Raw genomic sequence first — 18,627 nt, 5'->3', positions numbered from 1 at the left:
GCATGACCCAAGCCACCCAACGCATCCAAGCAAACACGGCGGTAGCGGGAACCCCGACCCCACGAAGGGCAACGGGAACCCGCTACCCGCCGTTGACACAGCGCAAAATCGTGTGCGCGTACGCGAACCGAGGGCTCAACTAAACAGTCGTCGGAACAAGTTCGTCTCAGCAAGGTCGAGCAGCTCCTCGCCTCGACCAGACATGATGGTCCGCAGCGAGTAGAGGGTGAAGCCCTTAGCCTGCGCGGCCGTGATCGTGGGTGGGATAGAGAGCTCTTGACGAGCCGTCACTACATCTACCAAGGCGGGCCCGTCGTGAGCAAACGCGACTTGAAGTGCGTTTTCGAGATCATCCGGTTCCTCAACTCGTTGGCCGAGAATACCCATCGCATTCGCGAGATCGGCAAAGTTGGGGTTCGCCAGCCCCGTGCCGTAGTTCACGAACCCGGCTGCTTTCATCTCCAGCTCAACAAAATTGAGGGAAGAATTATTGAACACCACGATCTTCACCGGGAGTTTGAGTTGCTGCAGCGTGATCAATTCACCGAGCAGCATCGCGAGCCCGCCATCGCCAGAGAGCGCAATCACCTGCCGATCGGGGAACGCCGACTGTGCGCCGATTCCCTGCGGCAGCGCATTCGCCATGCTGCCATGAGTAAAGGAGCCAATCAGCCGACGCTCGCCGTTCATCTTGAGATAGCGCGCAGCCCAGACAGTGGGGGAACCGACATCGGGAATGAACACCGCATCCTCGCTCGCCAAATCACTGATTAGCTTCGCGACATATTGCGGGTGGATAGGCTGTCGATTGCGATCGTTATTCGCCAGATCGTTAAGCCCCTTACGGGCCTTCTGATAGTCAGCCACCGAAGACTCGAGATGTTTACTGTTCTTTCGCTCCTTCAACAGCGGTAGTAGCGCCTGCACCGTATCCTTGACGCTTCCGACGAGCCCGAGATCCACTGGCGCGCGGCGACCGAGGTTTTCTCCTCGAATGTCGACTTGCACAATTTTCGCCTTGGACGGGTAGAACTGCCGGTACGGGAAATCGGTACCGAGCATCAGCAGCGCATCCGAATCCTCAATCGCCCGATAGCCAGAAGAAAACCCAATCAACCCCGTCATGCCAACGTCATAGGGGTTGTCGTATTCGATGAACTCCTTACCGCGTAAGGCATGCACGACAGGGGCCTTGAGCCGCTCGGCAATCGCAATCAATTCCCCATGAGCACCCTCCACGCCAGCCCCGCCAAGGATCGTCACCTTCTTCGCATCATTCAGGAGCTCCGCCGCCTGCTCAAGGAACTCATCCGTAGGGCGTACCAGCTTCGCGACTTGCGTAATTGGGGCACAACGCCGCCGGTCGCCACCCTCCTTCAAGAAAATCTCTCCCGGCACCACGAGCACGGCAACCCCACGCTTCTCAACGGCAGTCCGGATTGCGATCTCTAGGGCATAGGGCAGCTGCTCGGGATAGCTCACCATTTCGCAATAGACGGATGCTTCACGGAAGAGTTCCTGCGGGTGGGTTTCCTGGAAATAGCCACTACCGATTTCCGCCCCTGGAATTTGCGCGGCAATCGCCAGTACCGGGACTCGGCTACGGTTCGCATCGAAGAGCCCATTCAACAGGTGAGTATTGCCGGGGCCACAGCTGCCGACGCAGACCGTCAGATTTCCGGTCAGATTTGCTTCGGCCGCGGCAGCAAATGCAGCCGACTCCTCGTGACGTACATGCTGCCAGGCGATTTCGCCGTCACGCCGCAGCGCGTCGGTGAACCCATTCAATGAATCACCCGGAAGGCCATATACGCGCTCAACCCCAGCATCTTTGATGGTTTCGACGATCGTGTCGGCAATGGTTCGCATGGCAACTCCCTTGATGGTTTCGGGCAGGATGTGCCGCCAGGGTAGGCCTCAGAACGCGCAATTCCGTGAGTGTGGATGCGCTTTACACAGCATTGTCAGGGTTGCGAAACCTCGTACCAGGCTGATCGACCGCTGCGCAGCGCCTTAGGCTAGCCTAAGTAAACGATTCGCCCGCAGATCGAAGGAGAATTCATGTCGTTCGTCAACATCACTGCGCTGACCTTCCCGGAAGGCGCCGCGGCCGAAATTGAACAGCGCTTTGCGGCCCGGAAGAAGGCCGTTGACACGGCTGAAGGCTTTGAAAGCTTCGAGTTGCTTCGCCCGGCCTTCGGTGAGACCCGCTACTTCGTCGTCACGCGCTGGGACTCACGTGAGAACTAAGAAAAGTGGTCAGCCGCGCGACCCAAGGGTAACCACGCTGATGATGAGCGTCGCGACATGAGCGTTGAGCTGCTCGGCTTCGACGTGGTCCCACTGAGCGAATAGCCCATTCGATTACGCAAGGGTTGGGACTGCCGAGGAACCGACTACCTGCCGCGTGGGTTCGTTTCATGCTCCGGCTTGATTTAATCCTGTTTGATTTAATCCTTAGATGCGTGAATTCTGGCTCGGAGTACGGTCGCTCATCGCTGGCTTCGGCTGGTGGCGAGTCAACCCCGCCGTGATGGCAGCGGGACTGGTTCCCGCACTCATAGTGGCGGTGCTGCTCGGTGTCGGGCTCGGATTCTTGGCCTTTGCGCTGGACGATATCGTGTCCTGGGCTACACCGTGGACCGACGGCTGGGCCGCCTGGTTGGCGGTCGTGGTTCAGATCGCGATTGGCGTAGGTATCTTTGCCGGTGCCCTAGTGATCGCCATCTTCACCTTCACCGCGCTCACGCTCATGGTGGGTGAACCCTTTTACGATCGGATCTGGCAGAGCGTCGAGCAGTCCAGAGCCGGTCGGGTGCCTGATTCCAACTACAGCTTGTGGGGAGCAATCGGCGACTCAATCGTGCTGATCCTCAAGGGCATCGGCATTGCCATATTGGCGGCAGTCTGTGGGCTGATTCCTCTAATCGGTGGGTTTGTTGGTGCAACGCTTGGGGTTCTTCTCAGCGGCTGGGTACTCGCGGATGAGCACACCTCGCGCGCTCTGACTGCTCGCGGGATCGAACCTCGAGACCGGGCTGAGCTGCTTCGCCAGAATCGGGGCCGCGTCCTTGGCTTCGGCGCGGCAACAAGCGCACTGTTCCTGGTGCCGCTTGGTGCAATCATCACCATGCCCGCCGCGGTGGCAGGCAGTACGCAACTGGTGCAGGATCTGCTCGGTGAAACGGTTGACCACCGCTGAGGTCTACCGGTGACGAATGGGCCGTGTAACTTGCTTCGCAAGACAGGGCGGGATGCCAGCCAGCGCATCCACCTCGGTGAGAGCATAGACGCTCGGTGACATGCCCACGAGCTCGGAGAATCTCGTGCTGAACGTACCGAGCGATGAGAATCCGACTTCGAAACAGACGTCGGTCACGCTGAGATCCCCGCGCCGTAACAGTGTCATGGCTCGTTCGATGCGCCGCGTCATGAGATAGGAATATGGTGTTTCGCCGTAGACACGCTTGAACTCGCGTCCGAGATGTCGTGCCGACATATTGGCCCCGCGCGCGAGCGCTTCGACATCAAGCGGCTTGGCATAGTCGCGGTCGATGCGGTCGCGCACCCGTCGCAGGGTTACGAGGTCTCGTAGCCGCTCGGATTCGGAGCGTGAGTTGGCCATGGTGAGATTGTTCCAGGTAACCCTGCGGGCGGGGTGACACATGATTAGAGCTGGTTGATGCGAATGAGATTGCCGGATGGGTCTCGGAAGGCGCAGTCGCGCACACCGTAGTCCTGATTGATCGGCTCTTGGACGACGTCGGCCCCGGCGGCTTCAAGCTTTGCGAAGAGCCCGTCGAGATCATCGCTCGCGAGCGTAAGCGCGCCATACGCTCCCTTCGCGATCAGATCCAAGATCACCTCCCGCTCATGCTCGGTGATGCCGGGGAGTACCGCGGGTGGTGTGAGCACGATACCGACCTCGGGCTGATTCGGGGGACCGACCGTGAGCCAGCGCATGTTCTCGTAGCCAACGTCTTGACGAACCTCGAAACCGAGAGTATCGCGATAGAACTTGAGCGCCGCATCCGCATCGGTGTGGGGTAAGAATGCGTAGTGAATGTTGATGTTCATGTCCATAACGCTATTCCTGGCGCCGCCGAGTCACTTCTTGATTTCGGCCAAGTTCGCCGCGAATTTAGCGTGCCCGCAGATCTCGCCCGTCGACGATTTCTTTCCCGAGCGGCATAAGTGAAACCGGTACGAGTTTGAAATTTGCGATACCGAGCGGGATCCCAATGATGGTCATGCACAGCAGCACCCCACTGATGATGTGTTCGAGCGCGAGAATCCAGCCTGCGAGCACCACCCAAATAATGTTGCCAAGCAGGGAACCGAGACCGGCCGTGGGCTTGCTGACCACTTCTCGGCCGAAGGGCCACAGTGCGTAGACCCCAATACGCGCGGCGGCAATGCCCCAGGGGATAGTGATGATGAAAATGAACATGACCAGCGCGGCCACCATGTAGCTCAGAAATAGCCAGAACCCGGACAGCACGAGCCAAATGATGTTAAGAATGGTCTTCATGGCTCCATCTTGGCAGTCATCCGACGCCACCTGCAGCCGCCCGAAGCCATCCGAGACATTTGAATCCGCTGATCTGCCCTCGACACTCCCAGCACTCGGTGTGACACTGACAAGATCAGATCGACGAGGGAGAACATTATGGCGAGGATCTCGACCGAGGAAGCCCAGCGTGCGGTACCAAACTGGCGGGTTGGCGAGGACGGCCTGGAAGTGGACCTGAAAGCGAAAGACTTCCGGGAGGCCTTCGACTTCCTCACCAAGATTGCCGAACTCGCAGAGGCACAGCAGCACCACCCTGACTTTAACGTCCGCTATAACCGGATTTGGCTGCGGGTGATGAGCCATGACATTCAAGGACTCAGCGATCGGGATATCCGATTTGCGCAGGCTGCCGAAACAGTCATCGAAGAATCTGGTCTGGAACGAAGCTAGCCGCTTGACCTTGACGTAACGTCAAGCTTTAGCGTTGTTTCCATGGACGGAACAACGCAGGAATGGTCGATTCAGGAACTCGCAAAGCTCGCCGCGACGACAAGTCGAACGCTGCGGCACTATGACGAACTGGGGCTGTTGCCACCGCGACGGATCGGCCACAACGGATATCGCTATTACGGCGAGGAGGAGCTCATCCGCTTGCAGCGCATCCTGCTGCTGCGGGAGCTCGGTCTCAGCCTGCCAGAAATCGGAAAGATCCTGGAGCGTGATGCCGAAGAACCCGTGGTGTTGGCCCGTCACCTTGAACTGCTGCAGCAGCAACAGCAGCAACTTGACCGGCAGATTGCCGCCGTCGAGCACACGATACGCGCATTAGCAGGACAGGAGACGCTCATGGCGGAGCAAATGTTTGATGGGTTTGATCACACCCAGTACCGGGAAGAAGTCGAAGACCGCTGGGGAAAGGAGTCGTACGCACGCGGTGATACCTGGTGGCGGGAACTCAGCGACGACGAGCAGGCCGACTTCAAGGCGCGCACGCAATCGCTCATGGATGCGTGGCAGGCTGCCGCGATCGATCCCGGATGCGCGGCGGACTCGGCTGCCGCGCAGGACCTCGCGCAAAGGCACATCGCCTGGTTGCATTCGGTTCCCGGGGCACAGACCAAGAACGAGGAAGAATTTCGCACATACGTCCTCGCGCTTGCCGATATGTATGTTTTGGATGAGCGCTTTGCCGCAAATTATGGCGGAACCTCAGGCGCTATCTTCGTGCGTGACGCACTCCGGCATGCTCTGACAGCAGACTTGTAGCGAATTCACCTAACTTCTGTGGTGACGCCACCGTCGGCGTCACCCGATGAAAGGTGCGTAGATGAAAGCTCTCGTTTATCAAGGCGCAGGCGAAAAGGCGTGGCAGGAAGTCCCCAACCCGCAAATTCAGCAGGCGACCGATGTCATCGTAAAAATCGAAACCACCACAATTTGTGGCACCGACCTGCACATCCTCAAGGGTGATGTTCCCGCGGTAACTCCGGGGCGCATCCTCGGTCACGAGGGCGTCGGTGTCATTACCGAAGTCGGTGACGCGGTCACGACATTGAAGGTCGGTGACCGCGTCATCATTTCTTGCGTCTCGTCTTGCGGAAAATGTTCCTATTGCAAGCAGGGGCTCTTCTCACACTGCCTTGCTGACGAGGGCGCATCGGGGATCGGATGGGTCTTCGGCCACCTTATCGATGGCACCCAGGCAGAATACGTGCGCGTGCCCTTCGCGGAAAACTCCGTGCAATTGCTCCCCGAGGGCGTGAAGAATGAGCTGGGTGTGCTGATCAGCGATATTCTGCCCACCGGTCATGAAATCGGCGTGGTCTTGGGTGCGGTTAAGCCCGGCGATGTCGTCGCAGTTGTGGGCACTGGGCCGGTCGGTCTTGCCGCTATTGCCACGGCGAACCTCTATGGGCCATCACGCGTAATTGCGATTGATCTGGATGCCAACCGAATCGAAAAGGCGAAGGAACTCGGTGCCACCGACGGTGTGCTGAGTTCTGACCCCGATTGGAAGGAACAGGTGCTCGCGCTGACCGATGGACTCGGTGTGGACGTCTCGATCGAAGCGGTCGGTATTCCCACCACCTGGGACATGGTGCTCGACATCGTGCGGCCAGGCGGCCACGTGGCCAATGCCGGTGTGCACGGTACGTCGGTGGACTTCCCGATCCAGGATAAGTGGATCGAGAACCTCACCATCACAACGGGGCTCGTCAACACGAACACCGCGCCGATGCTCACGCGACTGCTCGCACAGGGCAAGCTCAACATCGCTGGATTTATCAGCCACCGATTCAAGCTCGATGAAATCGAGGAGGCCTATGACGTCTTCTCGCGAGCAGCCGAAACGAAGGCACTCAAAGTAATTCTCGAGGCCTAAGGGGCTTCGGCACAGCGGGAGTTGGATTGATTCCTCCGCCCAGCTCCCGCTGTGGAGTTGTCTACTCCTGGGCTGCCCCGGTGTAGAACGCGTAGGTATTTGCCGCGGCAGCACGCGCGATCTCTGGGTCTTCACCATCGGCGATCGCGGCATCCGCCCACGCGGCGGCAACGTTCTGCACGTAGGGGTGCGCTTCGGCACTCTGCGACCACAGACCCACATCGGTGGGATCGAGCACCGTGGTTTGGTCGACATAGACGCTCAGCGCAAGGAATGCGAGCTCCCAGCCGACTCCGGTTGCGCCTGGACCGTATTGTTTCCAGAACTCGCCATCACCGATCGGGGCTTCGTGAGTGAGGAGGAGCTCCGTGCCGTCTTCGCCCCGCGAAAGGTCGACACGAATCCAGGAGAGCTGGCCACCAAACTCCCAGGTGCTGGCAAAGGAATTCGGCGCATTGCAAGCGAGAATCTTGCCGCCCGCGTTCCCTTCGGTCTGAAATGAGCCGCCAAGTTCGAGGTCACCCTCAATGGGTAAGAACCAGTCTGGGATGCGGTCACCGGAGGTAATCGCACCCCAAAGATCCGTTTGTCCGGTTGGCAATGTGATGCGGATGCTGGCAATCTTTGTCGCGGAGCCGTCGCGTTCACCGTTACGAAGCTCGCGAATTGCATGGGCTGAGACTTGAGGGTCGATAGACATACGAGGCTCCGATCAAATGCGTTGGCGTTGTTGTTATTGCAAACGGTAGCCCCGGCAAGTGATCAAGTTATGGTGGCACCATGCTGCACCTGCGAGACTCGGCTATCGAAACCGCACCGTTATTGCTCGGTGCGACCCTCCGACGCGGCCCCGTGGCACTCATGATCACTGAAGTCGAGGCCTATGAAGGGATTCGCGACCCGGCGTCCCATGCGTATCGTGGGCCAACCAACCGCAATCGGGTGATGTTTGGCCCGCCGGGTCATCTGTACTGCTATTCAATGCACGGTCACACCTGTTGCAATGTCGTGTGCAGCCCCGAAGGTGATGCCGCGGCAGTGCTCATCCGGGCGGGGCGCATCATGGAAGGGATTGACGTTGCCCGCGAGCGGCGGGCGGGAGTCAAAGACGACTGGTTGGCGCGCGGCCCTGGGAACCTCACGCGGGCCCTTGGGATCACCATGGCCGATTACGGCACGGCCCTCTTCGCCCACGGCAGCGCGGTCACGCTCACGATGCCAGAACTGCGCATCGCCGAGGTTGCTTGCGGTCCACGGGTGGGCGTCTCTCGAGCACATCAGGAGCCTTGGCGGTTTTGGGTGGCCGGGGAGAAATCCGTATCGGCCTATAAGCGCGCCCGGGTCCTCCGGGACTAGTAATCTCCGCGCCAGCTAGCCAAACAAACCTGCCAAAAGCTCATCCGAGCGTTCCTGGCCGGCCTGGTCGTGCATCCCGCCACTGGCGAGAATTTCGGTTGAGCCGGTGTAGTGCAGGAGGGTGAGGATGCGTTCGCGAACCTCCTGGGGTGTGCCGTAGATCGCGGATGCAAAATTCGCCTCGACGCGCTCGCGCTCGCGATCTCCGATGGTTGTGAGATCAAGATCTTGAGCGGGCTGCAACGGGGCGAAGGAACCGGTGGTTCGGGACATCGCGAGAGTCCAGGCCTCGGGCAACAGCAGCTGCTGCGCCGCTTCGGTGGTGTCGGCCACCGCAATCGGAACCGAAACGATGACGGTGGGCTCCGCGAACCAAAGCGAAGGTTTGAACTCCCGACGATATTTTTCTAGGCCGAGGTGGCGCTTACCGGGTTCCGCATGCAGGAGCGACGGCCCACCAACCACCACACCGAGTCCGGTAGCGGCTGCGAATTCCAGACTGGCACCGTGTGCCAAGACATAGAGCGGTGTGGCAGCAGCATTCGGAGGTTGCAGGGTGATGTCCGCCTTTGCAGCCAGGTAGCTTTGCACTTCGGCGAGATCTTCCGGGAAGTCGCTTCCCGCATCCTTCCGCTGTCGAAGTGCCTCGCGAACGCCTTGGGTGAACCCGACCGAACGGCCGAGGCCGATATCGATGCGTCCCGGGTAGAGCGCCTCGAGCGTGGAGATTTGTTCGGCTACCGACAGCGGGGTGTGAGCCGGGAGCATGATACCAGCAGAACCCACTCGAATGTCACTCGTAGCCGCGCAGATTGCCCCCATGAGCAGTGCCGGGACCGAACCGACAATGCCGGGGACGCCGTGGTGTTCAGCGACCCAAATGCGCTCATAGCCGAGAGTTTCAAGGCGCCTTGCGCGCGCGATAACATCCCACAGGATCTCGGATTCATCGGCTCCTGCTCTCGCGTTGGCGCGATCAAGCACGGAGACCGTAACGGCACTTGCGGAAGGGGTCATAACCCCATTGTGACGAACGGATACGAGGAATCACCGAACATACAGAATTCTGTGACTTCAGCGAATACTCGCTCAGAGAATGCGGCTGAATACTTCCTTGAACTGTTGCAGTTGCGTGCGAGTTTCGACCTTGGTGACTTCCGGCATTGACCGAATTCGCTCGAGAGCTTCGAAGAGCGAGGCCTGAGAGCGAGATCGAATGACGAGCACCGCATCGCACTTTCCGAAAGCAGTGATCGCGAATTCAACGGCATCGTCTTCGCTGATTTTCGCGAGTATGGCATCGCCGTCGGCATTAAGCGTAAGGAACGCTGTCGTCGAGATCACGCGTCCGTATCTTCCGCCGCGTTCCATAACAACAATGCGCATTGCGTTGGATTCGAGTAGTCGGTTCACGCGGGTGCGCACCGCTGATGGCGAGAGACTCACAATGTCCGCGAGCTCCTGCCAGGATTTACGACCGTCTTCGCCGAGGGCACCAATGAGTTGTCGGTCCTTGACGTCGAGAGAAATCTCGGCGAGCTCGTTTTGGGAAAGATATCCCTTGATGACGCGTCCGTAGGTGAGCGTTTCGATTCGGTTGATTTCCGGTGCGGCACGAACCTCTTCGAGCACTTGCAGAAGCTCATCCTGATCTGCGACGCGAAGTTCCATGACGATCTCGAATGGGCCGCTCACCGTCGAGACATATACCGCTTCTTCAATTGTTTTGAGGAATTCAATTACGGGCATAACGGGCCCAGTCACCGCGATGGATACGGCCGCAATGAGCCGCGCGCCGCTGAGCATGGGGTGGGTTGCGCCAACGACACGGACGTCGCCGGACTCTTGGAGTTCCTTCAACCGGGTAGCAACCACTGCGCGGGGGAATCCGGTTGTTTCAGCGAGCGAGAGCACAGTAGCTCGGGGCTCGGTCTTCAACGCCGCCACGAGGCGCTCGTCAAGCTCAGTCCGGGAATCAGACATCGTCACACCTTAGGGGGATTGGCCCGTACTAGGTCCGGGCCAGCGAGCTGGACGGTACCTTGCGGGGAGTGCAGGCAACTAGAAAATGATACTTGCTCATTTATGTTTGGCAATTGCAGTTGAATCGTGAGTGAGGAGAAAATCCGGAAAACTTGTGTCATATTGGCTCGAACTTCCATCAATACGACGGGTGTAGTCCTCTTTGACGGCATTGAGATGTGCCCAAGATTCCATGCCCGTTACCTCTGGATACGCGCGGATGACCTCAAATGATTCAAAGAGTTCGACGGGAGTCGCGGCGCGCAGTGTCATGAGCGCGTCGAAGCGACCAACCGTTGAGACCGCAAACTCAACGTAGCGCTCTTGGGCGAGTTGCGGCAGTACCGATGCTGCGTCGATGCTGAGCGTTAGTCCTACGCCACAAGTAATAGCGGGGCCAAAACGACCGCGTTCTTGCACGACGATAATCTGCGCGATGCCCGCATCCAGCATGCGGTGGACTCGCGCACGGACTGCTGAGGGAGAGAGTTCGACGATCTGCGCGAGTTCCTGCCAGCTGCGTCGGCCATCTTGTTCCAGTTCCCGGAGTAGCTCTACGTCGACGTCATCGATGCTTATGGGAGTCAACGGGTCGTGTTCGAGATACCCCTTGTACACCGTAGAAAACACAATCGTGTTGATCTTGGCTACGTTTGGATGCGAACGCACCTTGGCGAGAAGTCGGTGAAGGTGAGCGTTGTCGGATACTCGAGATTCAAAGATCAAGTCATACTCACCCGCAACGATCGAGACGAAAATGGTCTCCGCGAGTTCGCTAACCAATTCGGCGATGGGGCCCACCGGGCCGATGGTGGTCACCGAAGCATGCGCGATGATGGTGGGGCCGTGATACTGCGGATGCATCACACCTTTTACTCGAACGAATTCATCGTCAATGAGATCCTTCAGCCGCGTTGCGATGAGTGCTCGAGGGAAGCCCGTGGTGCGAGACAGCGAGAGTACGCTCGCGCGAGGATCAGCGCGCAGAGCCTCTATGAGAGTCTCGTCAACATCGACACGCGACCCGGGCATGGTACTCCTTTGCAATCTACCGACAGGATGGTAGGCATCGGCAGTTTAGTGGTCACCGGATTAAAGCTTTGCATGAAGCGCTCCTATTGTGCGGGAAATACGACGGATCATGCGCGCAACCGCAATGCTGACGGATGAACTTGACCAGGTCTGCAGGCTAACCAACGTGTAAGTGCGGGGATCGCCGACAAACAGCCGATGCGCAATCGGAGTGCTTACGTGAATACGAATAGAAATACCAGCGATCGAAACCTTTCTAGGGTGTTTGCCGAGAACACAATGCCGCAGTGACTCAAAATACGAGTCACTGCGGCATTGTGAATAACTATTGATTAGCCTTCTTGAGCTTGATCGTATGCGTCAAGCACCGAGTGGGGGATGCGACCGCGGTCAGCAACCTCATAGCCATTTGCGTTTGCCCATTTGCGAATTGCAGTGAGGTCACGCTTCGGGCCGGTTGCGGGGAGCTGCGTGCGGGTACCGCGCTGAGCGCGACCGCCGACGCGGCGGGCCTTGCGAATGTACTCACCGAGCTGTTCACGCAGGAGTGCTGCGTTTTCATTGCTCAGATCAATTTCATACTCAACACCGTCAAGGCCGAATTTTACGGTCTCGCCCAATCCATCAGGAAGGACAGACCCATCAAGGTCATCGATAATCTGATACACGACTTTGCGCGCCATTGTGACTGCTCCTAAGCTGGTTGCTTTGTGGGATTCGAAGACTGTGCTCAACGAATGAACCTCGTGTTGAGTTCGTTTAATTGTTTGCAATTATCGCGCGAATTGCAAATCAGCACACAGTGAATTGCCTGAGTGGATCGCAGTAGGGATACCTAGTCCGGGTCCGACAATTATCGTTGCAGTCGTGATTTGTTCTATTTTGCAGCTAATCGGTAGCCAAACCCTGCGCTGGGGCTATTCGAGTCGCCCGTTGTGCCGGACCAAGACCCGCAATTATGCCGAGCACCGCGGCAGTTATGATGACCGCGGCAATTCCCAGCCAGGGAAGCGAAATGACCACACTTTCTGATCCGAGTGCGCTATAGACCGCAGCTATTCCTAGGGGAATGCCGATGATCAAAGAGAACGCGGCGCCAAGACCGGCAAGTGAAACGGACTCAAATAGGACCATTCGACGAGTCTTATTCCGAGTAAGGCCGAGTGCGCGCAATAGTGCGATCTCTCGTCCGCGTTCGGCAACTGCAAGCGCGACGACACTTGCAAGGCCGATAGCTGAAATGACGATCGTGAGTCCGAGCATCCCAATTACAAATGTTGCCACCATCGCAAATATTTGCTCAAACATTTGTACTGTGGTGAGCGCCCCGTATGCGTCGAGTGACGGATACGTGGTTTGCAACTCCGATACTTCACTCATGAGCGTCGCGGAATCGCCATCCATAGCGATTACCCAGGCATAGTTTGGGCTGCCCACGCTGTTGAGCTTTTTGATGGTGTTTTCACTGACGACTCCGAAGCTTTCGAAGCCCATTGAATTCTGGATGGCATCCGCCAGTGGGGAAGTGCGCACGGTAAGCGTCAACGTTTCACCATTAGCCGCGGCGATTTCAACCCGAGTGCCGTCAATCTCCTCCGGATCCGCGACGAGCCAAGTCGGGACGAGTATTTCGTTATTGGATACGGAATCCACCTGCACACCATTCCATTCATTGGGGACGCCTACCGCAGTTCTGATCGGAATGACATCACCGGACAATTCAATGGGTACGGATCGCACCGTGGCAACCGCAGAGGTGGCAGAGGACTCTTCCAAAGTGGCCAGCACCTCGGATGGCAGCTCACTACCGTCTTCGCTCGCGAGGACGAGATCGACCGGGTAGTTCTCGGTAAGCATGGTTTGCATTGAATTGGAGGCTGACTGAAGCGCGGTAAGCATACCGATCACGAGACTGCCGCCTAGTGCAATTGCGAGCACCACGGTGCCGGTTCGGCGTGAAGTGCGCACGAGATTTTCGCCGGCGAGTTTCGTCACGGCACCGGCCCGCGAAGTGCTGCGGGCAATGAGCGGCATGATTACCGTGACCAGTAACGGCACCAGGACGATCAGCCCAATTGCCAGCACAATGCCGGAAGGCACAAGCAGCAGGAAGTTAGTCACGAGCGCACTCGTGACGGCCCCAACAGTCCCGATCACCGTCAGGATCCCACCGATCACCCAAGCGCCGACGCGTCGTCGGGCGACGGTTTCCTCCGTGGTTGCAGAAGCCGTGAGCGCGGCCATGGGGGTGAGCCGACTGGCGCTGCGAGCGGGTGCCCAAGCCGAGATCACGGTGAGCAGGAGCGTCACGAGGAGTGCCGCGAGCATCCATCCCCAAGCAATCGGCACCCCGACCGTGGTGATGCCCGCTAACCTCCCCACGGCCCATCCGAGTGCGAGGCCGACCAGCAGACCCGCAGCGCCGCCGAAAAGTCCCAAGAGCATCGCTTCCGCAAGCACCGTGCGCTGCACCTGGGCTCCGCCGGCACCCACGAGTCGCAACAATCCGTTCTCGCGCATCCGCTGAGCAAGCAGCACCTGGAAGGTGTTGCGAATCACCATGGCGGCAGCCAAGAGCGCAATGACCACAAAGATTAGGAAGAGCGTCGCCAGCAGGTCCGTGCCGCCGGCAAGGCTGTCGACGAGCATCGCCACGTATTGCGCAGTGGTGTAGGCATGCGGTGCTTCCTCGGCGTCCCCGAAGGTGTTATTGAGCTCGGAGGCAAAGGCCGTCGCATTCGTGCCGTCCACCGTCTGCACGATGATTTCAGCGGGTAGCGCGATCTCTGGCGCATCGGCCGCGGCGATATACATCGCTGAGGTGGTGCCTTCCGCGCCTGGCTCGAGTTCTACTATTCCCGAGATGGTGAATTTGCGCTCGCTGGGTTCGTCTCCAGACATGATTGTCACCGCTAGGGAATCACCGAGCGAAAGTTCAAGGGTTTCGAGAGTTTTCTGGGTCAACACGATTTCGCCGGTTGATGGCCAAGCGCCCTTAGTCAGAGTTGACCAGCGGAGGGATTCGGTCTCGGGCACCACCTGCACGTCAAACCAAACATCGCGCTGGCCGACCGTTGCGCTGGCGTAACCGGTGTACAGCTGCTCCGCCGCCGTGACCGCCGAATTGGCTTCCACGGCACTGAACGTGTCTTCATCCGGCGCAGAAATCACCACATCCGCGTGCGAGGTCGGCGCGGCTAACTCGTTCTGCAGGGACTGATTGAGGGAAGTGATAAAGGTGCCCGTGGCTGTGATGGCCATGGAACTCAGGAGTGCCGCGAGCAAAATCGCAAGGACCCGTCGCGGACTCCGACGAATCTGCTTCGTGGCGAGGGAGAGTGTGGCGCTCACGCTCCCACCTCCGCCATGGTCGCGGCGATGGTCTCGTAGCTGGCACCGCGCAGTTCGTGCGCAATGCGGCCATCAACAAGGATGAGCACCCGGTCGGCAAAGGCCGCGGCGGCGGGATCGTGGGTCACCATGATGACCGTTTGTTGGCGCTGCCGTGCGGCGGCCTGCAGGCTTTCAAGGAGCTCACGGCCGGTGCGAAGGTCCAGGGCACCGGTCGGCTCATCGGCGAATACCACCGCCGGGCGGGTAACGAGAGCACGAGCCACCGCGACCCGCTGCTGCTGGCCTCCGGAAAGCTGGTGTGGTCGATGGTTGAGTCGCTCGAGAATTCCCAGTCGGGACGCGAGCATCTCGATCTCGCCGTTATCGGGGCGACCACCAGCAAGCCGAATCGGGAGAGAAATATTTTCGCGAGCGGTGAGCGTGGGCACAAGATTAAAGGACTGGAAGATGAACCCGAGGCGGTCGCGACGCAGCGTCGTGAGCTCTCGGTCACGCATCCCGACGATCGATCGACCTTCAATCACAATGTCGCCCGAGGTGGGGTTGTCGAGTCCGGCGAGCAAGTGCATGAGCGTGGATTTACCGGAGCCGGAGGGGCCCATGATGGCAGTGAACTCACCCGTATTGAACGTGGCGTCAACGCCGTTGACCGCGTGTACCGTGGCATCGCCCTGACCATAGATCCGCGTGAGGCCACGGCACGCGACGGCTTGGCTAGCGCCTGATGGTCGAGATTCTTGGTCCGTGTGGGACGGGGACAGCGGTTGCGACATGTCTTGGCTCCTTCAAGATGTACGACCCAAATCGGGATGCTGACACCGAACCTATGGCGAAGATCTACCCTCGCACATGGTGCCAACGGACCCATTCGGGGAGGGATACCCATACCTTTGGAGGGGGTCAGCCTGACGGGTGGCTCCTACCATGGGTGTCATGAACCAGAGCTTTATTGCGACACATGAGCGCCCCAGACGGGTGCTGTTGATGGACGCAATATCCAGCCTCTGCGTTCTGCCATGCGTGCTCCTTGTCTTCGGTGGTTATGAACCGGCAGCAAGCTGGTTGCTGCTTTCACCGGTGGTGTTGCTCTTCCTCATTCGCCGGACCGCACCGATCACGTTCCTGTGGCTCGCGACGGTCTTGGCAGGGGCGAGTTACGGCACCGGTTTCGCACTGGAAATGATGGTGTATCTGGTCGTGCTTGTCGGTGTCTATGGTGCCGCTGCGTTCACACCGAAACGGATGCAGCTGCTAGGGTTCGTGCCGCTTTTCCTCGCAGTGCTGGTCATGGTGCTCGACTTGCTATTGGGCCTGCTGCCCGATTCTGGGAGCAATTTTTTCTATAGCTCGGAGCTGGCGCCGGAGCAACGCTGGACCATGGTGGCCTCGATGAGTGTTGTTTCGACCATCGCGTTCGTTGCAGCGTGGGCGCTCGGGATGCTCCGTCGGAGCCAGCTTAAGGATGTCGCCAGGCAACGGGAACGCGCCGACCTCCTCGAGCGGGATGCGCATCGGTTAGCAGAGCTTGCGGTGACAGAAGAGCGGACAAGAATTTCTCGCGAAATGCACGACATCATCGCCCATTCGCTGGCCTCGATTCTTACGCTCGCTGAAGGCGGCAGGATGGGCACGAAGCAAGCGGGCAGTGAGCACTCTCACGAGCTGTTCAATAAAATTGCCGGCGCGTCTCGCTCGGCCTTGGGCGAGGTTAAAGTGCTGTTGAAGCAGGTTGATGAAGCCCAAAGTGACGCTCCGGCGTATGGCTTGGCCGACATTGCTGACCTTGCCGAAAACGCACGGCTGGCTGGGCTGCCGCTGGAGTTTAGCGTGCAAGGTGAACCGCGCCCGATCCCTGCGGGGCATTCGCTGGCGGTCTATCGAGTCGCGCAGGAGTCAATTACGAATGTGCTGAAACACGCACCGGGGCAGCACAGCGAGATGCTGGTGACGTGGGGCCAGGAATCCTTCTCGGTGCTAACGCGGAATACGGTTCCTGAGGACTTCGCGGAGCAGTCTGAGCCCATTCCGGGGAAGGGGATCGTCGGGATGCGCGAGCGCGCAGAAATCTTCAACGGTCAGTTGCGCGTGACACGAACGGCACACCTGTTTGAAGTGTTCGCAGAATGGCCGTATCCGGAAGGAAGTCAATATTGAACGCAGAAACGTTGACCGAGCTGTCGGAAGCGGCACCGATTCGGGTGCTTATTGTCGATGACCAATCGTTGGTGAAGGAAGGGCTGGCGCTGATTGCCGGTTCTGATGCCGGGATTGAAGTGGTCGGTAAGGCGGAAGACGGTCGGGCGGGGCTCGCGGCGGCTCTGCAGCTGCGGCCAGACATCGTGCTCATGGATGTTCGGATGCCGGTGATGGACGGCATCGAAGCGACCGGCAAATTGCTTGAGCACGACGGGGAAGCAAACGAGATTCGAGTCATTGCGTTGACCACCTACGACTCAGAAGATTTTGCGGTTCGGATGCTCGCAGCGGGGGCATCCGGGTTCTTGCTCAAGGATGCGCCGGGGGAAGATCTTGTGCGTGCGATTCGCACGGTACATGCCGGGAATGCGATTATTGACCCGTCGATGACGAAGACACTACTCAAGCGGTTATCGGGACCGGGGCCCAGCGGCGAAGCCACCCAGACTGCGGATCGTGACGAAAAACGTAACAAAATGCTGGCGAAGCTCACCGCGCGGGAGCGCGATGTGCTTGAATACCTTGTTCAGGGCGAGTCAAATTCTTCAATTGCTGCCAGGCTTTTCCTCGCTGAAGTAACGGTGAAGTCACATGTTGGCAGGATCTTGGAAAAGTTTGAATTGCCTGATCGGGTGCACGTGGTGATTTGGGCCTATGAATCTGGCTTCCGTAGTTAGTATGCTTCCTCAAGTAGTGGAACCGGGTACCGGTTTTAAATAAGAATCGGGAACCCAATGCGTTTACAACAAAGTTTCCATAGAATGGATACATGCCCCAGCGAGGGAGGCGCTATGTCTGAACAATCCAAAATGGTCGAACTTGATATCCATAGTGTGGAAGATTGGCGGGAAGCAGCAACGTCGCTGCGACTTCCGTTGGCTATCGAGTCCTTAAGCGGTAAATTCCGAGCTCGAATGCGGAGCCTTACGGTGGGCGGGGTGCGGTTCTTCACCGTCTCGGCCACTGAACATCGTTCTGCTCCTCTGGAGCAGCTGACGCAGAGCGGTGGTGAACCCTATTACGTGATGGTGCACCAGGTCACCGGTCGATCGCGTCTCTTTCAAGCGCAGCGCTCAGCGGAGCTCGAACGCGGCGACATGGCGATTTTTGACACGCTGATGCCGTACCGGCGTGAGTTTGTCGAGGGCAGCACGATGCTGATGATGATTCCTCAACAGCTCATTTCGTTACCGCCGCATGGATTTGCACAAATCGGTGGATTGCACATTTCGGGAAATTCCGGTCTTGGTGCAATCATTTCTCCGCTGCTTACCGGGGTTTCCACAAACCTCAGTGCACTTGAGAAACCAAGCGGTTTGGTCGTCGTGCAAGCGATTGTGGATATGATTTCTGCGAGCGTAATGGAACGACTTAATTTGAGTGTTTCGGGTCGCTCGAACTCGCAAGTCGAATTACTGATGAAGATTCGCGAATACATTATGGCGAATCTCGGCGACCTCGATCTCAACCCCCAACGAATTGCCGATGCGCACTATATTTCAGTGCGGACGCTGCACGCCCTCTTCAAGGAGCAGGGTGCGACGGTCTCGACCTGGGTGCGCGAGCGGCGGCTGGAGATGGCAAGACGCGATTTGATCGATCCGCTGTGCAAAGACCCAATCCGTCAGATTGGTCTTCGCTGGGGCTTCGCCGACGCCACACACTTCTCCAATGCGTTCCGCCTGGCCTACGAGAAGTCGCCACGCGAGTATCGTAAGTTTGCGCGAGAGGCTGCCCAGTCGGCGGATATCAGGCGAACCTAGCCACGTGA

20 protein-coding genes are annotated in these 18,627 nt (G+C 58.5%); 9 read left to right on the top strand and 11 right to left on the bottom strand.

Going from position 1 to position 18,627, the window contains the following annotated elements:
• Positions 1–135: 135 nt before the first annotated feature.
• Positions 136–1,869 (bottom strand): ubiquinone-dependent pyruvate dehydrogenase, encoded by a 1,734-nt coding sequence (poxB, locus tag F8O05_RS11410; RefSeq protein ID WP_158052874.1) that lies wholly within the window; start codon positions 1,867–1,869, stop codon positions 136–138.
• A gap of 192 nt (positions 1,870–2,061) precedes the next feature.
• Here poxB and F8O05_RS15080 point away from each other — a divergent pair, with 192 nt between their 5' ends.
• The gene (locus F8O05_RS15080) at positions 2,062–2,250 is read left to right on the top strand and encodes an antibiotic biosynthesis monooxygenase family protein (protein ID WP_225735875.1); all 189 of its coding nucleotides are present in this window, start codon (positions 2,062–2,064) and stop codon (positions 2,248–2,250) included.
• Between the two features lie 211 nt (positions 2,251–2,461).
• Complete coding sequence (locus tag F8O05_RS11400; RefSeq protein WP_158052873.1) at positions 2,462–3,202, top strand: EI24 domain-containing protein; 741 nt, start codon at positions 2,462–2,464, stop codon at positions 3,200–3,202.
• Between the two features lie 3 nt (positions 3,203–3,205).
• On the opposite strand, the gene F8O05_RS11395 is transcribed toward F8O05_RS11400, so the two are convergent.
• From F8O05_RS11395 to F8O05_RS11385, 3 genes are all read right to left on the bottom strand, one after another.
• A complete protein-coding gene (locus F8O05_RS11395) occupies positions 3,206–3,625 on the bottom strand; it encodes a helix-turn-helix transcriptional regulator (RefSeq protein ID WP_158052872.1) in 420 nt (139 codons plus the stop codon).
• A 44-nt stretch (positions 3,626–3,669) separates the two neighbouring features.
• Positions 3,670–4,077 (bottom strand): VOC family protein, encoded by a 408-nt coding sequence (locus F8O05_RS11390; RefSeq protein WP_158052871.1) that lies wholly within the window; start codon positions 4,075–4,077, stop codon positions 3,670–3,672.
• A 64-nt stretch (positions 4,078–4,141) separates the two neighbouring features.
• The gene (locus F8O05_RS11385; RefSeq protein ID WP_158052870.1) at positions 4,142–4,531 is read right to left on the bottom strand and encodes a YccF domain-containing protein; all 390 of its coding nucleotides are present in this window, start codon (positions 4,529–4,531) and stop codon (positions 4,142–4,144) included.
• 138 nt (positions 4,532–4,669) lie between these two features.
• Here F8O05_RS11385 and F8O05_RS11380 point away from each other — a divergent pair, with 138 nt between their 5' ends.
• The 3 genes from F8O05_RS11380 to F8O05_RS11370 all read left to right on the top strand — a co-directional run bounded on the left by F8O05_RS11380 (position 4,670) and on the right by F8O05_RS11370 (position 6,896).
• Positions 4,670–4,963 (top strand): 4a-hydroxytetrahydrobiopterin dehydratase, encoded by a 294-nt coding sequence (locus F8O05_RS11380; RefSeq protein ID WP_158052869.1) that lies wholly within the window; start codon positions 4,670–4,672, stop codon positions 4,961–4,963.
• A gap of 42 nt (positions 4,964–5,005) precedes the next feature.
• Entirely contained in the window at positions 5,006–5,779 is a 774-nt protein-coding gene (locus tag F8O05_RS11375) for a MerR family transcriptional regulator (RefSeq protein ID WP_158052868.1), read from the top strand.
• 61 nt (positions 5,780–5,840) lie between these two features.
• Positions 5,841–6,896, top strand: coding sequence for a zinc-dependent alcohol dehydrogenase family protein (locus F8O05_RS11370; RefSeq protein ID WP_158052867.1), 1,056 nt, complete (start codon positions 5,841–5,843; stop codon positions 6,894–6,896).
• A gap of 61 nt (positions 6,897–6,957) precedes the next feature.
• Here F8O05_RS11370 and F8O05_RS11365 read toward each other — a convergent pair whose 3' ends face one another.
• The gene (locus F8O05_RS11365) at positions 6,958–7,596 is read right to left on the bottom strand and encodes an SRPBCC domain-containing protein (protein ID WP_158052866.1); all 639 of its coding nucleotides are present in this window, start codon (positions 7,594–7,596) and stop codon (positions 6,958–6,960) included.
• A gap of 80 nt (positions 7,597–7,676) precedes the next feature.
• Between F8O05_RS11365 and F8O05_RS11360 the strand changes: the two genes are divergently transcribed.
• On the top strand, positions 7,677–8,252 hold the full coding sequence (locus F8O05_RS11360) for a DNA-3-methyladenine glycosylase (protein WP_158052865.1): 576 nt from the start codon (positions 7,677–7,679) through the stop codon (positions 8,250–8,252).
• Positions 8,253–8,267: 15 nt separating this feature from the next.
• Here the strand turns inward: F8O05_RS11360 and F8O05_RS11355 are convergent, their stop codons facing one another.
• The 6 genes from F8O05_RS11355 to F8O05_RS11330 all read right to left on the bottom strand — a co-directional run bounded on the left by F8O05_RS11355 (position 8,268) and on the right by F8O05_RS11330 (position 15,433).
• A complete protein-coding gene (locus tag F8O05_RS11355) occupies positions 8,268–9,269 on the bottom strand; it encodes an MsnO8 family LLM class oxidoreductase (protein ID WP_158052864.1) in 1,002 nt (333 codons plus the stop codon).
• Between the two features lie 72 nt (positions 9,270–9,341).
• Positions 9,342–10,235 carry an Lrp/AsnC family transcriptional regulator gene (locus tag F8O05_RS11350; RefSeq protein WP_158052863.1) on the bottom strand — a complete coding sequence of 298 codons (894 nt, stop codon included), beginning with the start codon at positions 10,233–10,235 and terminating at the stop codon, positions 9,342–9,344.
• A gap of 96 nt (positions 10,236–10,331) precedes the next feature.
• Positions 10,332–11,306, bottom strand: coding sequence for an Lrp/AsnC family transcriptional regulator (locus F8O05_RS15255; protein WP_158052862.1), 975 nt, complete (start codon positions 11,304–11,306; stop codon positions 10,332–10,334).
• 332 nt (positions 11,307–11,638) lie between these two features.
• Positions 11,639–11,989, bottom strand: a complete 351-nt coding sequence (locus F8O05_RS11340; protein ID WP_158052861.1) for a histone-like nucleoid-structuring protein Lsr2 — start codon at positions 11,987–11,989, stop codon at positions 11,639–11,641.
• Between the two features lie 205 nt (positions 11,990–12,194).
• Complete coding sequence (locus F8O05_RS11335) at positions 12,195–14,657, bottom strand: ABC transporter permease (RefSeq protein ID WP_158052860.1); 2,463 nt, start codon at positions 14,655–14,657, stop codon at positions 12,195–12,197.
• Entirely contained in the window at positions 14,654–15,433 is a 780-nt protein-coding gene (locus tag F8O05_RS11330) for an ABC transporter ATP-binding protein (protein ID WP_158052859.1), read from the bottom strand. Before F8O05_RS11330 ends, F8O05_RS11335 begins: the two co-directional genes overlap by 4 nt.
• Before the next feature lie 160 nt (positions 15,434–15,593).
• Here F8O05_RS11330 and F8O05_RS11325 point away from each other — a divergent pair, with 160 nt between their 5' ends.
• The 3 genes from F8O05_RS11325 to F8O05_RS11315 all read left to right on the top strand — a co-directional run bounded on the left by F8O05_RS11325 (position 15,594) and on the right by F8O05_RS11315 (position 18,619).
• Positions 15,594–16,814, top strand: coding sequence for a sensor histidine kinase (locus F8O05_RS11325; protein ID WP_192497153.1), 1,221 nt, complete (start codon positions 15,594–15,596; stop codon positions 16,812–16,814).
• Entirely contained in the window at positions 16,811–17,533 is a 723-nt protein-coding gene (locus F8O05_RS11320; RefSeq protein WP_225735874.1) for a response regulator, read from the top strand. Before F8O05_RS11325 ends, F8O05_RS11320 begins: the two co-directional genes overlap by 4 nt.
• Positions 17,534–17,647: 114 nt before the next feature.
• Complete coding sequence (locus tag F8O05_RS11315; RefSeq protein WP_192497152.1) at positions 17,648–18,619, top strand: AraC-like ligand-binding domain-containing protein; 972 nt, start codon at positions 17,648–17,650, stop codon at positions 18,617–18,619.
• The last annotated feature ends 8 nt before the right edge of the window (positions 18,620–18,627 follow it).

The sequence above is a fragment of the Gulosibacter chungangensis genome (assembly GCF_008831155.1).
Classification (GTDB): domain Bacteria; phylum Actinomycetota; class Actinomycetes; order Actinomycetales; family Microbacteriaceae; genus Gulosibacter; species Gulosibacter chungangensis.
Note: the sequence above shows the minus strand (reverse complement) of the source record. Positions and strands in the feature narration are given on the sequence as shown.

What these genes read in the sequence shown, in the direction of transcription:
- F8O05_RS11400 (WP_158052873.1), top strand. Translation starts at nt 2,462, where the DNA reads ATGCGTGAATTCTGGCTCGGAGTACGGTCGCTCATCGCTGGCTTCGGC.
- poxB (WP_158052874.1), bottom strand. Translation starts at nt 1,869, where the DNA reads ATGCGAACCATTGCCGACACGATCGTCGAAACCATCAAAGATGCTGGG.
- F8O05_RS11385 (WP_158052870.1), bottom strand. Translation starts at nt 4,531, where the DNA reads ATGAAGACCATTCTTAACATCATTTGGCTCGTGCTGTCCGGGTTCTGG.
- F8O05_RS11370 (WP_158052867.1), top strand. Translation starts at nt 5,841, where the DNA reads ATGAAAGCTCTCGTTTATCAAGGCGCAGGCGAAAAGGCGTGGCAGGAA.
- F8O05_RS11355 (WP_158052864.1), bottom strand. Translation starts at nt 9,269, where the DNA reads ATGACCCCTTCCGCAAGTGCCGTTACGGTCTCCGTGCTTGATCGCGCC.
- F8O05_RS11350 (WP_158052863.1), bottom strand. Translation starts at nt 10,235, where the DNA reads ATGTCTGATTCCCGGACTGAGCTTGACGAGCGCCTCGTGGCGGCGTTG.
- F8O05_RS11330 (WP_158052859.1), bottom strand. Translation starts at nt 15,433, where the DNA reads ATGTCGCAACCGCTGTCCCCGTCCCACACGGACCAAGAATCTCGACCA.
- F8O05_RS11340 (WP_158052861.1), bottom strand. Translation starts at nt 11,989, where the DNA reads ATGGCGCGCAAAGTCGTGTATCAGATTATCGATGACCTTGATGGGTCT.
- F8O05_RS15080 (WP_225735875.1), top strand. Translation starts at nt 2,062, where the DNA reads ATGTCGTTCGTCAACATCACTGCGCTGACCTTCCCGGAAGGCGCCGCG.
- F8O05_RS11390 (WP_158052871.1), bottom strand. Translation starts at nt 4,077, where the DNA reads ATGAACATCAACATTCACTACGCATTCTTACCCCACACCGATGCGGAT.
- F8O05_RS11325 (WP_192497153.1), top strand. Translation starts at nt 15,594, where the DNA reads ATGAACCAGAGCTTTATTGCGACACATGAGCGCCCCAGACGGGTGCTG.
- F8O05_RS15255 (WP_158052862.1), bottom strand. Translation starts at nt 11,306, where the DNA reads ATGCCCGGGTCGCGTGTCGATGTTGACGAGACTCTCATAGAGGCTCTG.
- F8O05_RS11360 (WP_158052865.1), top strand. Translation starts at nt 7,677, where the DNA reads ATGCTGCACCTGCGAGACTCGGCTATCGAAACCGCACCGTTATTGCTC.
- F8O05_RS11315 (WP_192497152.1), top strand. Translation starts at nt 17,648, where the DNA reads ATGTCTGAACAATCCAAAATGGTCGAACTTGATATCCATAGTGTGGAA.
- F8O05_RS11375 (WP_158052868.1), top strand. Translation starts at nt 5,006, where the DNA reads ATGGACGGAACAACGCAGGAATGGTCGATTCAGGAACTCGCAAAGCTC.
- F8O05_RS11395 (WP_158052872.1), bottom strand. Translation starts at nt 3,625, where the DNA reads ATGGCCAACTCACGCTCCGAATCCGAGCGGCTACGAGACCTCGTAACC.
- F8O05_RS11380 (WP_158052869.1), top strand. Translation starts at nt 4,670, where the DNA reads ATGGCGAGGATCTCGACCGAGGAAGCCCAGCGTGCGGTACCAAACTGG.
- F8O05_RS11365 (WP_158052866.1), bottom strand. Translation starts at nt 7,596, where the DNA reads ATGTCTATCGACCCTCAAGTCTCAGCCCATGCAATTCGCGAGCTTCGT.